The following is a 14,487-nucleotide window of genomic DNA, read 5'->3' as shown; positions in this document are numbered from 1 at the left end:
CGCGATCTACGCAGTATTACTATATAGTTTATATTAAAGCGCAAGCCGAGGAGGCGAGCGCCGGGGGAGGCGAGGATAGTTCTATGACCGAGCAGCAAACTGCCTTTCAGCAAAAATCCCTGATGTCTGCCATGGCAGCGATTGAACGCAATGTCCAGGTCGCTGTTCAGGATCTGGCACGGATGGTCTCGGTCGATACATCTTTCCCGCCCGGCGAAGGTTATGGTCCTTTTGCCGATCTGATGACGGAAATGCTGGAACCGCTCGGTTTCGACTTCACTCGGGTAACCCTCCCGCGCGACCTCTGGTATGTGGCAGGCGGCCCAGCTTCGGGCGAACGGACAAACCTGGTGGCGACCCGCGACAGCGGGAAACCCGTCTGCGGCCTTTATTACCATGTCGACACGGTCCCGGTCGCGCCGGGGTGGACGCGCGATCCACTTGCCCTGACTATCGAAGGTGACAATCTTTATGGTCTCGGCACGGCCGATATGAAGGGCACGATCGCTGCGACGCTGCTTGCGTTGCGCGCAGCAAAGGAAAACCGTGTCTCGCTTGCCTATGACCCAATGCTGCTTCTGTGCACCGACGAGGAGGGCGGCCTTTATCCCGGCATCCGTTTTCTTGCGGAGCAGGGAATGCTGAAAGGCCATATCCTGAACTTTAACGGTTCGGCGGCGCCGCGTGTCTGGGCCGGCTGTTTCGGTATCTTCAACCTGCAGGTGACGATCACCGGTCATGCTGTCCACGCAGGTGAGGGCAACCGCACCGGTGCGGGCGTCAACGCCATAGAAGGCGCGCTGCCTGTGCTCAACGCGCTTGCGGCATTGAAGCCGGGGGTCGCAACGCGGGAATCGAAACTGGCGCCGCCGCCCCATGCGACCGGGCCTTTGCGACCGTCGCTGACGATTGCCGCCGTCCATGGCGGCACGGCAGGTGGTCAGGTGCCGGCCGAAATAAAGATCCTCGTCTCGCGCCGTTATGCTCCGGAAGAGAGTTATGACGAGGCACGCGCTGAAATCGAAACCGTGATCCGCGACTGCCTGACCGGGACGGAACTCGGACTTGCCATCGATCTTGTCGGCCATCTGATCCCGACCGATGATCCGGACGGCCCGCACTGGCCGCGTTGGCGAAAAGCGCTCTCGGAAGGCTTTGGTTACAAGCCCGGCGACTTTCACAAGTGGGGTGCCGCAAGCTGCTCCGACTTCGGTTATGTGCAGGAGGCGGGCTTTGGACCGGAAGTGCTGCTCGGCGGCCTTGGGCGGCCGGCAAGCTGCATCCACAGCCCGGAAGAGCACACGACGCGCCAGGACATCATCGCGCTTGCCAAGAGCATTCTCGCCTATCTCGCGGCAGACTTCGCCGCAGACGCCATTCCTGAAAAACGCAGATGATAACAAAGGGAACTGAAACATGCTGGAAATGAAACGCCGATCCTTCCTGGCAGGCACTGCCGCCATCCTTGTCGCACCGTCGATGAGTTTTTCCCAGGCAACGCCGATCAAAGGCGGCACGCTGAAGATCTCCGTTGATCAGGCCGCAAGCGTCATCCATCCGCTTTTGACCCGTGTAAACCCGGAGTATCTTGTCACCGAACTGCTCTACAGCAACCTGACGCGCCTCAAAGTAGACATGTCGGTCGAGCCGGATCTCGCCGAAAGCTGGAGCGCCAACGACGCGTTGACCGAATGGACCTTCAAGCTGCGCACCGGGGTGACCTTCCATGACGGCTCCGCCTTCACGGCAAACGATGTCGTCGCCACCTTCAAGGCGATCCTCGATCCGGCAACGGCATCGCCCGGCCGCAACAATGTCGGCCCGATCGCCGATATCGTCGCCATGGACGACGCGACGGTCCTGTTCAAGCTTTCCGGCGCCTATGCCGACCTGCCCGTTTCCATGGCCTATACCAATGCCCGCATCATCCCGGCTGCGATCGCCACCGGAGACCTGAAGAGCCTGTCGACCAAGGCTGTCGGCACCGGCCCGTTCAAGCTTGTTTCCTATGAGCCGGATCGTCTGATCGTCGTCGAACGCAACCCGGACTATTACGATCCGGCACGTCCTTACCTCGACCGCGTCGAAGTGCAGGTGTTCCCGGATACTTCGGCGGAAAGCTCGGCGCTGCTTTCCGGCGATATCGACATCATTACGACCATCCAGCCGCCGGAGTTCATGCGCGTTGACGGCAATGACGGCATCACCACGCTGCGCACGCCGTCCGGCCAGTTCTGCAACATCAATTTCGGTTGTGACACGGCACCGTTCAACGACGCCCGCGTTCGCCGGGCGATCGCGCTCACCGTTGATCGCGAAGCCATGGTTGGCTTCGTCACCGAAGGTTTCGGCACCACGGGCAACGATACGCCCCTCAATCCGTCCTACCGCTTCTTCAAGCAGGTGAAGCAGCGCGAACGGAACATCGAGGAAGCCAGGAAGCTTCTGGCCGAAGCCGGTCACGCGAACGGCCTGGAAATAACACTCATCGCCTCCGACCGCCCGGCCGTGCGCACCCAGCTCGCCGTTGCGATGCGCGAGATGGCCAAGGAAGCAGGCATCACCGTCAACGTCCAGACCATGCCGCACGCCACCTATCTCGAACAGGTGTGGAAGAAGGGCTCGTTCTATGTCGGCTTCTACAACATGCAGCCGACGCCGGACGGCATCTTCAAGCTGCTCTACACATCCGACGCCGCCTGGAACGAGACGCGCTGGAACAACAAGGAGTTTGATGCGCTGGTTGCCGAAGCCCGCGGTACGATGGACGAAGCCAGGCGCACCGAGCTTTATATGAAAGCACAGGAAATCATGAACGAGGACGTTCCCTCGATCATTCCGTCCTTCTTCGACGTTCTGGCTGCCAAGCGCAGCTGGGTCGAAGGTTTCGAAGCGCATCCGCGCGCCTCGGTCTTCCGTCTCGACTATGCTTCGCTGACCGACAAGGCGCCTAAGCGCGGCTGATCCGTCAATATCGCCGGACGCCTGACATGGCGTCTGGCCCTCTTGTCCAAGGAACACGCCACTGTCTCCGAATTACATAGCCAAACGGCTGGTGATGATTGTCTACACACTCTTCGTCGTGTCGCTCATCGTCTTCGCAATAACCCAGATCCTGCCCGCTGACGCAGCCGTGATGATGCTCGGCGAAAACGCCACCCCGGAAGCGCTCGATGCGTTGCGCCAGACCATGGGTCTGCATGCGCCGATCTGGCAGCAGTACTTCACCTGGGCCTGGCACGTCGTTCAGGGTGATCTCGGCACATCCCTGCGCACCGGCCAACCGGTCGGGCCCGCCATGTTCGAAGCGCTTGGGCGCTCGCTGCTTCTGGCGTTTTTTTCGATCGGCCTGATGCTGGTGCTTGCCATTCCGCTTGGCATCATAGCTGCCATCCGCCGCGGCAAGATCGCCGACATGGTCGTAAGCCTCGTCTCCTATGCAGGTGTCGCGCTACCGGAATTTGTCACCGCGACGATTGCCGTTCTGTTCTTTGCGGACTGGATGAAATGGTTGCCGCCGACCGGTTACGTGCCGCTGACGGAAAACTTCGTCGATGGCATTGCACATCTGGTCCTGCCGGTCTGCGTCATCTCGATCATCCTGATTGCCCATGTTTCGCGCATGGTGCGCTCGGAGCTCGTGGACGTGCTGCATACAGACTATATCCGTGCAGCGAGGCTGAAGGGCCTGTCTCGTGGACACGTGCTTCGTCGCCACGCGCTGCGCAATGCGCTTCTGCCGACCATCACCATCGTTGCGCTCGACGTGGGTTATCTGCTCGGCGGTGTCATCGTGGTGGAGGAAATCTTCGCCATTCCGGGCATCGGACGCCAGCTGATTGTCGCCATTCAGGCGCGTGACCTGCCCGCCATCCAGGCTGGCGTACTGATCATGGCTGCCACCTATTCGATCGTGAATTTCATTGCCGACATCCTCTATGCCTGGCTCGACAAGAGGATCCAGTATGACTGAATTCCTGAAACGTCTCCTGAAGACGCCGCAGGGCGCCATTGGTATCTTCCTTGTGGTTCTGGTCCTGTTCGTCGTCGTGTTCGGGCCGCTGGTTGCGCCGTATGATCCGGAAAAGCTGTCGCCGCTTGCCCGCTACAAGGGACCGAGCCTCATGTATTGGCTTGGCACCGACCAGTATGGCCGCGACATCTTCAGTCGCCTGCTGATCGGTGCGCGCGCCACCGTCGTCATGGCGGTGCTCGCAACCCTCGCCGGCACGCTGATCGGCGCGCTGATCGGCACCGCATCAGCCTTCCTCGGCGGACGTGCCGACGAGTTGATCATGCGCACGATCGATGCTGTGATGTCTATCCCGAGCCTCTTGTTCGCGCTCCTCGTGGTCAACCTCCTCGGTTCCAGCACGGTCAATGCGCTGGTCGCCGTCGCAATCGCCTTTGCCCCGGGCATGGCCCGCATCACCCGCAGCGTGGCGTTGTCGGTTCGCAAGCAGGACTATGTGAATGCGGCAATCGCCCGTGGGGAAAGCTCCGGCTATATCATCCGCCGGGAGATGCTGCCGAACGTGATCGCACCGATTATCGTTGAAATGACCATTCGCGTCTCGTTCGCTGTGATGCTGTTTGCGACCTTGAGCTTCCTCGGTCTTGGCGCCCAGCCGCCGGCAGCGGAATGGGGACTGATGGTCTCGGAAGCTCGTCGTTACATGCATATGTCTGCCGGTATTCTGATCTGGCCGAGCGTGGCAATCGCAATCGTCGCAATAGGCTTCAACCTTCTGGGCGATGGTCTTCGTGATGCCCTCAATCCGCGGACCTAAGGTGGCACCCATGACCAATACGGAAAACAAGCCGGTCCCTTCCCCTGTGCTGGCGATCGAGAATTACTCTCTGGATTACGGGACCACCAACGGCCCGTTTCACGCGCTGAAGAACATCGATCTCTCTATTAACCGCGGCGAGATCCTCGGCCTTGTCGGCGAGAGCGGCTCCGGCAAGACTTCGCTGGCCTGGTCGATCATGCGTTATCTGTCGAAGAATGCCCGTGAACCGGGCGGGCGCATCCTGCTCGGCGGAGATAATCTGCTCGACAAGTCCGAGCGCGAGATGGAGGCCATTCGCGGCCGGCGCATCAGCATGGTGTTCCAGGATCCGAGTACGTCGCTTAACCCGACGCTGTCGCTCGGTATCCAGCTGGCGGAAGTACTTGTCCGCCATCGTGGCCTGACCCGCCAGCAGGCGTGGAAAGAAGGCGAGGATCGGCTCGCCCATGTGGGGCTGAAGACGCCGGGGCAGATGATGTATCGCATGCCGCATGAGGCATCTGGTGGCGAAAAGCAGCGCGTGGTCATTGCCTCAGCCTTTGCCTGCAATCCGGAATGTATCATCTTCGACGAGCCGACCACCGCGCTCGACGTGATCACCTCGCGGCAGATTCTCGACCTGTTCGTCGAGCTGCAGGCCGAGACCGGTGTCGCTTCTCTCTATATCTCCCATGATCTTGCGCTGGTGGCCCGCACCGCCGGCCGGGTTGCCGTGATCAAGCGCGGCGATATCGTGGAGCAGGGCACGGTGCGGGAGATCTTCACCAATCCGCAACAGGACTATACCCGCGAACTGATCGCAGCCGTTCCCGATCCCGCCCAACGCCTCGTCAAGGACGACGTCTTCGTGGCCGACACGCCGCTGGTGAAGGTCGAGAATGTCAGCGTCCATTTCGGCCGTAAGCCGTTCCTTGCGACGCTCACGGGCAAGAAGACCGAGCGTGTCACCGGAAACAATGCGATCAGTCTCAGCGTCAATCCAGGGGAGATTCTCGGCATTGTCGGTGAATCCGGGTCGGGCAAGTCGACGCTTGCCAAGGCGATGACGGGCCTCAACCGGTTCGAGGGAAAAATCTGGTTCGACGGACGCCAGATCAAAAATCCCGGCGATATGGACAATGCCTATCGCAAGGATGTGCAGATCATCTTCCAGCATCCGGATGCCTCGCTCAATCCGCGCCAGAAGATCTTTGAGATCCTGTCGCGGCCGCTGAAGCTGTTCGGTGATGAAACCAATCTTGAAAAGCAGGTCGGCGATATGCTGGAGCAAGTGCGTCTGCCGCGGACTCACGCCAACCGTTACCCGCACCAGCTTTCCGGCGGTGAAAAGCAGCGCGTGGCAATTGCCCGTGCATTTGCCTCCAGGCCAAAACTGGTCATCTGCGACGAGATCACCTCGGCGCTCGATGTATCGGTTCAGGCCTCGGTCGTGGAACTTCTGCTCGAGCTGCAGAAGGCGAGCGGCACGGCTTACCTCTTCATTACCCACGACCTCAACCTGGTCCGCCAGATCGCTCATCGGATCGCCGTGATGTATCGCGGCGATCTGATCGAGGTGGTGAAGGCCGATGAGATCGATAACCCTGATCGAGCCTACTATACCCGTCGGCTGATTGAGGCGGTGCCCCGCGCCGCCACCCAATACCAGTGACCCAATGCCAGTAATAATGCATCAAGGAGCATGACGATGGACCCGAAGTCTCTCGTGGATCAGATCGACGAAAAAGCCTGCCTCGATTTCCTGTCGAAAATGGTCCAGCACAAAAGCCATTCGGAAACCGAGGGCGAGAAGGATCTCGCCCGCTGGATGGCGAAGGAGCTTGGGAAGATCGGTGTCGAGGCCGAACTTCAGGCTTTTGACGAAGGCCGCCGCTTCAACACGATCGGCCGCCTGAAGGGGCAGGGAGGCGGCAGGAGCCTGCTGTTCAATGGCCATCTCGACACCAACCCGGTTACCGAAGGCTGGACGGTCGACCCTTACTCAGGTCTCGTCGACGACAAGTTCATCTACGGAATCGGCGTTTCCAACATGAAGGCAGGCGACGCCGCTTATTTCTGCGCGGTCAAAATATTGCTCGATGCCGGTGTCAAGCTTAAGGGCGACGTCGTGCTGACCTTTGTTGTCGGCGAATTGCAGGGTGGCGTCGGTACGCTGGCGGCCATCAGCAGCGGCGTGAAGGCCGACTATTTCATCAACAGCGAACCGAGTGATCTGGTTGCCGTCACCATGCATGCGGCGGCACTGAGCTACGTCATAGAACTGACTGGCGATACCCGCCACCTGTCGAAACGCGAGGAGTCGGTTGATGCGATCGCGGCGGCCTGCGATATCATTCCACGCATCAATGCGATGACCTTCAGCGGTGCGAAGAGTGACACGCACCGCTCGATCAATCGTGGCCATGTCGGCGTGATTCATGGCGCACTTGGCCGGGATCTCGCAGAATGGCGCCCACCGCAGGTGGCCGATTTCGTCCGCCTGCGCGGTTCGCTGCGTTATGCGCCTGGCCAGACGCAGGAAAGCGTGCTGGCGGACGTCGATGCAGAACTGCGCCTCCTCAAAGGCCGCTTCCCTGGTCTGGAGGCCAAGCTCGTTCCCGACATGATCGAAGGCCGCCCGCTGATGCCTCCTTTCGAGGTTTCGCCGGACTCGCGCATCGTCAAATCGATCAATGCGGCCTACGAAGCTGTACGGGGCAAAAAGCAGCCCACCGGCGCGATTACTCCGACGCGCTTCTACGGCACCGACGCCGGTCATCTCTACCATGAACTCGGTATGGAAGGCATCGTCTGCGGTCCGGGCGGCCGTTACAACACCATGCCCGACGAGCGTGTAGACATCGTCGACTATCTCGACATGATCCGCATCTACATGCTGACCATTCTCGATATTTGCGAGGTGGCGTAAGGTGTTCTCACGGGCGGAATTCGATCGTCGTATCACTCTCGCCCGGGGCGCCATGGCATCCGCCGGCGTCGATCTGCTGCTCATCGATAGCGGCGAGTTACTGGCTTGGCTGACCGGCTACACCGTCTCCGAAACCATGTACCGCGCCGCCTTCTTGCCGCGCGATGGCGAGGCGTGGTTCACCTTGCGCGCGCTCGACGAGGCGCCCTGCCGCGAAAAGAGCTGGATCGCGGATGTAGTCGGTTTTGCCGACACCGGAGAGGCGCAGGCAGCCGTTGCGGCCAGTATCCGCGACCGCCGGTTCGGCAAGGCGCGGATCGGGCTCGACACCAATTCCTACAGCATGAGTGCGGCAACTTTCATGCGCCTCACCGAGCTTCTGCCCGAGGCGACCTTTGTGCCGATGCCGGGCCTGAGTGACAGCCTGCGCTGGGTGAAATCGGACGAAGAGATCGCCGTGCTGCAGCAGGCGTCCTCGATTGCTGACAAGGCGATGGCCGAAGTTGCCCGGCAGGCAAAACCCGGTATGACGACGCGTGATGCGGCGGCGATCGCCTCCGGTGTTTTTTTACGCGAAGGCGCCGATACCGGCGAAGTGGGACCGGTGGTGAAGGCCTCCGGCAGCCACGAATTCCTACATGGCGTGTTCAAGACCGAAACGATCATGGAGGGCGACGTGCTGCATGTCGAACTGATCCCGCGTGTCGGAAATTACGGCGCACGGATTATGCGGCCGATCGTGGTCGGCCAACCATCCGCTGGCCTGACAGCGGCTGCTGAAAAGCTGCTCAAACTGCAGGACCGGCAGATTGCCGCGATGAAACCGGGGGCGATCGCCAGCGACGTAGATGCCATCATGCGGCGGGGCGCAATCGATGCCGGCCTGCGGCCGGTCTACGACAATATCACCGCCTATACGCTTGGTCTCTATACCCGCACGCCGCGCACCAGCGATTTTTCCCGCGTGTTCCTGGAAACCTCGGATTGGGTGTTGGAGGAGGGATTGGTTTTCCACCTTTATACGAGTGCACATGGCCTCGGCTTCAGTGAAACTGTTCTCGTCAGCAGAGACGGAGGCCTTCGGCTCACAAAAAGCCCCAGGCAGATTCTGACTGCACATTAAAAGAAGAATGTGAATTCATCGGACGCCTGTTTCAGCAAGGCCTGTAATCCACATTGAAGGCCCATTCCCTGAAGCTCGATGATGGGTGCCCACATCGACCGGTAACGACCGAAATTTCTTGCAAAGCGTTCCGACTGCGACCTCGAAGACACCGAACATTATGGCAATTTCGCTGGCCGTGTGCTCCCTTACCAATGCAAATAGCTCTTGTCCCGACATGTCGCGCTTAGCCATCCGAAGACCCTCAAGCAATTCTCAGGCTGCGGCATTTGCAGTTTGGGAGATGGCAGACATCCTTCGAGAAACTCATCGAAAGTCTCGGCATCATCTTCGGAGGTCGTCGTCCACCGCGACGGGAAAGGTTGTGATTAAACAAGTGCCAGAATACGAGCCGGGCCACCGGTTCCGCCTCGGTGGGTCGGTGCGCCGACGACGATTGTCGCTCCTTTGAGAGGCAGGGCTTCAAGGTTGTTCAGGCCTTCGATGCCGTAGCGGCCCGCCGGAAGCCACGAATTGTGCACCGCAAAATCGGCAGAGTTTCCCGGATCCAATGAAAGCGTGTCGACGCCGATTGCGACGGTGTCGAGCTTGAGCAGTAAATCCGTTGCCGACTTGCTGAAACCGGGGAAGGCGAATTTGCCAGCGTCGTCATTGCGAAATGAAGGACTTTTCACCTTTGTCGCCCAGCCAGAGCGCAAAGCCACGACAGCACCCGCGGGAATCTCGCCATTTGTGCTGATCCATCGTTCCACATCCGCCGCCTCAATGGTCGAATTGGCATCCTCTTTGGCACGGTCCGTGATGTCGATGATGACCAACGGTGCGACCAGCTTTTGTGGTTCCAGCTGATCGACGCTGACGCCATCGGCGCTGAAGTGGAAAGGCGCGTCGATATGGGTTCCAGTGTGCTCGAAAACTGTCAGTTTATGGAGTTGATATCCGTCTTTGGCGATATCGGCGGCCCATTCAAACTCTATTCCGGGCTTGCCATCAAATGTTGGAAACGTTGAATCGTACACGTGAGTGAGATCGACAACTTTCCTGGCGGACTGAGCAAGCACCGGTGTCGCCAGATTTCCCACGCCCATTGCCACACCTGCCAAGGCCGCACCTTTGAACAGCATGCGACGCGACAGCATGTTCTTCTTCACGTCCTCTATCACGCAGTGATTGCACATCCGATCTTCCCTCCGTTACAAAACCTGTTCATGACGGTATCTCAAAACCGCAATGAAGCAAGATTAGTCGATTTTTTTAGATCGCAGCTTCAGTAGAAAGACGTACTGCCTTTTCACCGGTCAGATCCTCAATACCTCCCACAAGAGCGCCCATGATCTCGGTGTCGAGATATCAGAGATATCCGACAGCGCAGAACTGGAGCTGGAAAGTGCGCCGCTGGTTGTCGCCAACGTTGTCCTGTCCGTGAGATCTACGAGACTGGACGGGCCCGACGCGAAGACCTTAGTGGAACCGTCTGGACGGTTTGCACGGTCGCAATCTCCCTCAATCGTGGCGTGTCGACGCTGAAGGTAGTTTAACTTAGAGGGAAGCGGAAGGATCCATGGCTCGAAGGCGTGGATGTCATCCCTCGGAATGGATACGGCGCCCTGGGAGGCAAGGTCCGTTGAATGTGCAGTCCCGCGTTCTTTGCCGCCACGTATGACTTCCTCCAGGAGCAGGCTCCCGTGTTGCGCCTCTGGGCCTTGAGGCCTTGGGCTCTCTTAATCTTCAGAAAAGCAAAGTCTTTGAAGTGCGCAACAGGGATTCTCGTTTCAGCTTCATGCGAAGACGTTTTCCTCATGCAGGTGGCCATGATAGGTATCGGTCCCGGCTGATGCATGGGGTAAAGGGCGCTTTCGGAGGACAGCTTCATGAACGTGAATCTCAAGGAAGCCACGTGGCTCAACGAGCCGGCAGTGTGGGAGGCCACAGAAACTGGCCTCACTTTAACGACGGCTGCGAACACCGACTTCTGGCGTGAGACTCATTATGGATTTACGCGCGACAGCGGGCATTTCTTCGGTGTACCCGCGGGTAATGGCTTCACGGCGAGGGTCCGCGTTCAGGGCGAATTCCGGTCACTTTATGATCAGGCAGGTCTGATGGTTCGCATCGACGAAAACAGATGGGTCAAGACGGGGGTAGAGTTCACCGACGGCGAACGCTTCCTCAGCACCGTTATCACCGATGGGAAATCTGACTGGTCGGTCTCCCAGCCTTTCAGGCAACTCGAGGATTTCTACATCCGTATTACTTTGAGTAATGGCGCGATGCGCATTCAGGCCTCGTCTGACGGAACGGTTTGGCCGTTGTTGCGGCTCGCTCCTTTCCCAGTCGTCTCGCGTTATCTCGTCGGCTTGACTGCCTGTACACCTGAGCGCGCCGGGCTGGAGGTTTGTTTTTCGGAGTTCTCAGTCGGCGAGGCTCTCACCACTGATCTTCACGATCTGTCAGGTTAATGGTGCAGGGACGCGATTGTCACGAATTGAATTCAGCCGATTGCTGCGGGCTGGGTCCATTTTTTGAAACCGGCGCTGTGACAGGCAACCGCGTGTCCCGGTCGCTGATCGGCTCCTCCACCGTCATGCCGGCCACATTACGTACAAAGAGGATCTTCTGACCGCGACGTACAGGTTCGATGCCGCCCTTCGAAAAGCCATAGGAAGCCCGATCATGGGCGTCCGGGCCTTCAATGGCGGAAAGAGCCAGCGCAAGGTCGCCAACCGACCGGGCAAGCGGACCGATGATCTCGAAGTCACCGAGAATGGGAGGCAGGCCGTTGACGCGTGCAACCCGTCCGGTTGATGACTTGAGGCCGACGAGATTGTTATAGGAGGCGGGGCGACGAATGGAACCACCACCATCGGTGCCGATCGCAACCGTTCCGATTCCTGCGGCAGTCGCAGCGGCCCCGCCGCCTGTCGAGGCCCCGGAGGTCAAGGCGGGATCGTATGGGTTGCGTGTCACCCCGAAAGCGAGCGTGTTGACATCGCCCCGTCCGAGCGTGAATTCCGAAACATTTGTCTTTCTGAGGATGACGGCACCCTGGGCGCGCAGGCGCTCCACTGGTGTCTCATCATTTCCGGCGATTTGGCCTTTGTAGAGATTACTGCCCCAGGCAAGCTGCAGGCCCTTGATCGGAATGTTGTCCTTGATGGTAATCGGCACTCCGTCAAAGTCGCCAAGCGGTTTTTTGACGGCAAAGCGCGCATCGCTTGCGAGCACCTTCCGTATCAAGCGCCGCGAAGAGATTGAGAACCGGATTAACATCAGCTGCGCGCTCCAGTACAGCTTCAATAACCTCACTCGGCTTAATTTTACCATCTCGATAGGCATTGCCGATTTCGCCTGCCGTATGCAGCCACAAAGGCTTTTCCGTTTCAAATGTCATGTTTGCTACCCTTGGATGATCAAATTCTGAGCGGATATTGAGTTTTTGCTCATTTTCCGTCCAATAGGATCGCAAGATACGGCTATAGGCGCTGGGCTGTACGCGAGACAGCGAGAGTGCGTTTGCTCAGATCGAATAGTCGAAAAATATGCGCTGCGCACCTGCGGACGTAGCATGCCGAAAGACTTCAGGTCACCGATTTCGGTAAATGGTTCGGAAGTTTCAGCCTTGAATTTTAAATTAGACGACCGATTGATTTAAATTGGTAGGAACGATGCTTTAAATCGGCCTCCAATTGGTCAAATCCGATTGTTTTGAAGGTCTTCGGCAACTCGAGGGGCGGTGGGTGATCGCTTTGTGCGGGGACTGGTTTTACATGATCATGATCGTGTAACGCCGTTGGGGAGAAGCCGCGCGTTGCGCCGCTTTCTATCCTTTGGACAATGTAGCTGCACAGAGCGTCTCACTCTCCGACAACCACTCCCTCGCGTCGTGGATCGGCGCTGCCGGCCAGACCTTTGGCGGTCATCTCGATAGCATGCAAGCCGGAATTCATCTCACCCGGTTTCACCTCGTAACCCAGCGCCTTCAGTGGCCCGACCAGATCTTCAGCGCTGGTGCCGGCCTCGATGTCGTAGGGGCCGAACCGGTTGATGAGATGCGGCTGGGCGACGATCGCCTCCACCGGCATACCCCAGTCGATATAGGCGATCAGCGCCTGTGCCACATAGCCGATGATCTGGCTGCCGCCCGGCGAACCGATGGCGAGCAGCGGCTTGCCATCCTTCATCACGATGGTCGGGGCCATGGAGGAGCGCGGCCGTTTGCCGGGCTCGACGCGGTTGGCGATCGGCAGACCGCCGTCATGGGTCTTGAAGGAAAAGTCCGTCAACTCGTTATTGAGCAGGAAGCCGTTCGTCATCAGACGCGAGCCGAAGCCGCTTTCGATCGTCGTCGTCATCGAGACCACGTTGCGGTCCTTGTCAACGATGACAAAATGGCTTGTAGAGGGCAACTCGAGCGCGGCATCCCGGCCGAAAAGCAGCGCATGATCCCATTCCGGCTCGCCGGCCTTGACGGCATCCCTGGCCAGCGCCTTGTCGCCGTCGAGCAGCTTTGCCCTCTCACCCAGATAGAACTTGTCCAACAGGCCCTTGATCGGCAGCGGCATGAAATCGGCGTCAGCGACGTAACGCTCGCGGTCGGCGAAGGCGAGACGCTGCGCATCACCGATAATGCGCCAACTGTCGACGTTTTTTGGCCCCAGGGCCCTGAGATCAAAATTCTCCGTCAGGCCGAGGATCTGGCTGATGGCGATGCCGCCCGACGATGGAGCTCCCATGCCGCAAACGTCAAGAGCACGATAGGTAAAGCACACCGGCTCGCGCTCGATGACGCGATAGCTGGAGAGATCGGTCAGCGAGAGCACGCCGGGATTGTCGGCCGCCTCGCGCACGGTCTTGACGATCGCCTCGGCAATCCGCCCTTTGTAAAAGGCATCGGCGCCGCCTTTGGCGATTGCCGCAAGCGTCTCGGCATAGGTCGGGTTCTTCAATGAAGCACCGGCCTGCAGGGCGATTCCGGAGGCGTCAAAGAAATAGGACCGGGGCTCCGTATATTTCTTCAACCGGTCACCCTCGGACACGATCAGGGAGGCAAGGCGCGGCGACACCTTAAAACCCTCGGTCGCCAGCGTTTCCGCCGGCTTCAGCAGGCTTGCCCATTCCGCCTTTCCATAGCGTTTGTGGGCTTCCTCCAGAAGTCGTACCGTTCCTGGCGTGCCAACGGAGCGACCGCCAACCACTGCGTCCATGAATTTCAGCGGCTGACCGTTGTCATCCAGGAAGAGCTTTGGGGTGGTTTCCATCGGTGCAGTCTCGCGACCGTCAAATGTTGTCAGCTTGCCGCTTACCGCGTGGTAATAGACCAGGAAGGCGCCGCCGCCGAGCCCGGAACTCTGTGGTTCAACGAGGCCGAGCACGGCCTGCACCGCCACCATCGCGTCGATGGCGTTACCGCCCCTGGCGATCACGTCACGCCCTGCCTCGGCCGCCAGCGGATTGGCCGCCGCCACCATGAAGCTCTTTGACTCGACACGCCTGGCAGTCGCAACATCAGTCGCTTTCTCGGGCGCCACCATGTCGGACACCTGCTGGGCGGAGACGATCGCGGTGGAAAGCATGAAGGCGAAAAAAGCCTCGCTGAGAAATCTCATTTTCATTAGCCTTATCCTCCAGAGAGGCACAACTGGTTAATATAAGCGCGGAGCGGA

The 14,487-nt window shown here is 59.1% G+C and carries 12 protein-coding genes; 8 read left to right on the top strand and 4 right to left on the bottom strand.

Translation table 11 applies throughout. The features are described 5' to 3' along the window. Positions 1-83: 83 nt before the first annotated feature. The 7 genes from QSK43_RS19360 to QSK43_RS19330 all read left to right on the top strand — a co-directional run bounded on the left by QSK43_RS19360 (position 84) and on the right by QSK43_RS19330 (position 8,824). Entirely contained in the window at positions 84-1,397 is a 1,314-nt protein-coding gene (locus QSK43_RS19360; RefSeq protein WP_332304811.1) for a M20 family metallopeptidase, read from the top strand. Positions 1,398-1,416: 19 nt separating this feature from the next. Beyond that, positions 1,417-2,964 (top strand): ABC transporter substrate-binding protein, encoded by a 1,548-nt coding sequence (locus QSK43_RS19355; protein WP_332304810.1) that lies wholly within the window; start codon positions 1,417-1,419, stop codon positions 2,962-2,964. A gap of 61 nt (positions 2,965-3,025) precedes the next feature. Further along, on the top strand, positions 3,026-3,973 hold the full coding sequence (locus QSK43_RS19350; protein ID WP_332304942.1) for an ABC transporter permease: 948 nt from the start codon (positions 3,026-3,028) through the stop codon (positions 3,971-3,973). Further along, positions 3,966-4,790, top strand: coding sequence for an ABC transporter permease (locus QSK43_RS19345; protein ID WP_332304809.1), 825 nt, complete (start codon positions 3,966-3,968; stop codon positions 4,788-4,790). Before QSK43_RS19350 ends, QSK43_RS19345 begins: the two co-directional genes overlap by 8 nt. Positions 4,791-4,800: 10 nt before the next feature. Continuing rightward, the gene (locus QSK43_RS19340) at positions 4,801-6,444 is read left to right on the top strand and encodes an ABC transporter ATP-binding protein (RefSeq protein WP_332304808.1); all 1,644 of its coding nucleotides are present in this window, start codon (positions 4,801-4,803) and stop codon (positions 6,442-6,444) included. Positions 6,445-6,480: 36 nt separating this feature from the next. Then, positions 6,481-7,701, top strand: coding sequence for a M20 family metallopeptidase (locus QSK43_RS19335; RefSeq protein WP_332304807.1), 1,221 nt, complete (start codon positions 6,481-6,483; stop codon positions 7,699-7,701). Between the two features lies 1 nt (position 7,702). After that, a complete protein-coding gene (locus tag QSK43_RS19330) occupies positions 7,703-8,824 on the top strand; it encodes a M24 family metallopeptidase (RefSeq protein WP_332304806.1) in 1,122 nt (373 codons plus the stop codon). 368 nt (positions 8,825-9,192) lie between these two features. Here the strand turns inward: QSK43_RS19330 and QSK43_RS19325 are convergent, their stop codons facing one another. After that, positions 9,193-10,002 (bottom strand): cyclase family protein, encoded by an 810-nt coding sequence (locus QSK43_RS19325; RefSeq protein ID WP_332304805.1) that lies wholly within the window; start codon positions 10,000-10,002, stop codon positions 9,193-9,195. A gap of 693 nt (positions 10,003-10,695) precedes the next feature. Here QSK43_RS19325 and QSK43_RS19320 point away from each other — a divergent pair. Next, positions 10,696-11,283: a DUF1349 domain-containing protein gene (locus QSK43_RS19320; RefSeq protein WP_332304804.1), complete on the top strand. Its 588-nt coding sequence runs from the start codon at positions 10,696-10,698 to the stop codon at positions 11,281-11,283. Between the two features lie 19 nt (positions 11,284-11,302). Here QSK43_RS19320 and QSK43_RS19315 read toward each other — a convergent pair whose 3' ends face one another. From QSK43_RS19315 to ggt, 3 genes are all read right to left on the bottom strand, one after another. Then, the gene (locus QSK43_RS19315; RefSeq protein WP_442967860.1) at positions 11,303-12,094 is read right to left on the bottom strand and encodes an amidase family protein; all 792 of its coding nucleotides are present in this window, start codon (positions 12,092-12,094) and stop codon (positions 11,303-11,305) included. Further along, complete coding sequence (locus QSK43_RS19310; protein ID WP_332304802.1) at positions 11,997-12,215, bottom strand: hypothetical protein; 219 nt, start codon at positions 12,213-12,215, stop codon at positions 11,997-11,999. The genes QSK43_RS19315 and QSK43_RS19310 overlap by 98 nt, the downstream gene beginning before the upstream one ends. Positions 12,216-12,678: 463 nt before the next feature. After that, positions 12,679-14,436: a gamma-glutamyltransferase gene (gene ggt / locus QSK43_RS19305; protein ID WP_332304801.1), complete on the bottom strand. Its 1,758-nt coding sequence runs from the start codon at positions 14,434-14,436 to the stop codon at positions 12,679-12,681. Between the last annotated feature and the right edge of the window lie 51 nt (positions 14,437-14,487).

This window comes from Rhizobium sp. GR12 (assembly GCF_036596185.1).
Classification (GTDB): Bacteria; Pseudomonadota; Alphaproteobacteria; order Rhizobiales; family Rhizobiaceae; genus Agrobacterium; species Agrobacterium nepotum.
The sequence above is the reverse complement of the archived record's forward strand: the minus strand, read 5'-3'. Positions and strand labels throughout refer to the sequence as shown.

What these genes read in the sequence shown, in the direction of transcription:
- QSK43_RS19360 (WP_332304811.1), top strand. Translation starts at nt 84, where the DNA reads ATGACCGAGCAGCAAACTGCCTTTCAGCAAAAATCCCTGATGTCTGCC.
- QSK43_RS19355 (WP_332304810.1), top strand. Translation starts at nt 1,417, where the DNA reads ATGCTGGAAATGAAACGCCGATCCTTCCTGGCAGGCACTGCCGCCATC.
- QSK43_RS19345 (WP_332304809.1), top strand. Translation starts at nt 3,966, where the DNA reads ATGACTGAATTCCTGAAACGTCTCCTGAAGACGCCGCAGGGCGCCATT.
- QSK43_RS19340 (WP_332304808.1), top strand. Translation starts at nt 4,801, where the DNA reads ATGACCAATACGGAAAACAAGCCGGTCCCTTCCCCTGTGCTGGCGATC.
- QSK43_RS19335 (WP_332304807.1), top strand. Translation starts at nt 6,481, where the DNA reads ATGGACCCGAAGTCTCTCGTGGATCAGATCGACGAAAAAGCCTGCCTC.
- QSK43_RS19325 (WP_332304805.1), bottom strand. Translation starts at nt 10,002, where the DNA reads ATGTGCAATCACTGCGTGATAGAGGACGTGAAGAAGAACATGCTGTCG.
- QSK43_RS19320 (WP_332304804.1), top strand. Translation starts at nt 10,696, where the DNA reads ATGAACGTGAATCTCAAGGAAGCCACGTGGCTCAACGAGCCGGCAGTG.
- QSK43_RS19315 (WP_442967860.1), bottom strand. Translation starts at nt 12,094, where the DNA reads ATGTTAATCCGGTTCTCAATCTCTTCGCGGCGCTTGATACGGAAGGTG.
- QSK43_RS19310 (WP_332304802.1), bottom strand. Translation starts at nt 12,215, where the DNA reads ATGACATTTGAAACGGAAAAGCCTTTGTGGCTGCATACGGCAGGCGAA.
- ggt (WP_332304801.1), bottom strand. Translation starts at nt 14,436, where the DNA reads ATGAAAATGAGATTTCTCAGCGAGGCTTTTTTCGCCTTCATGCTTTCC.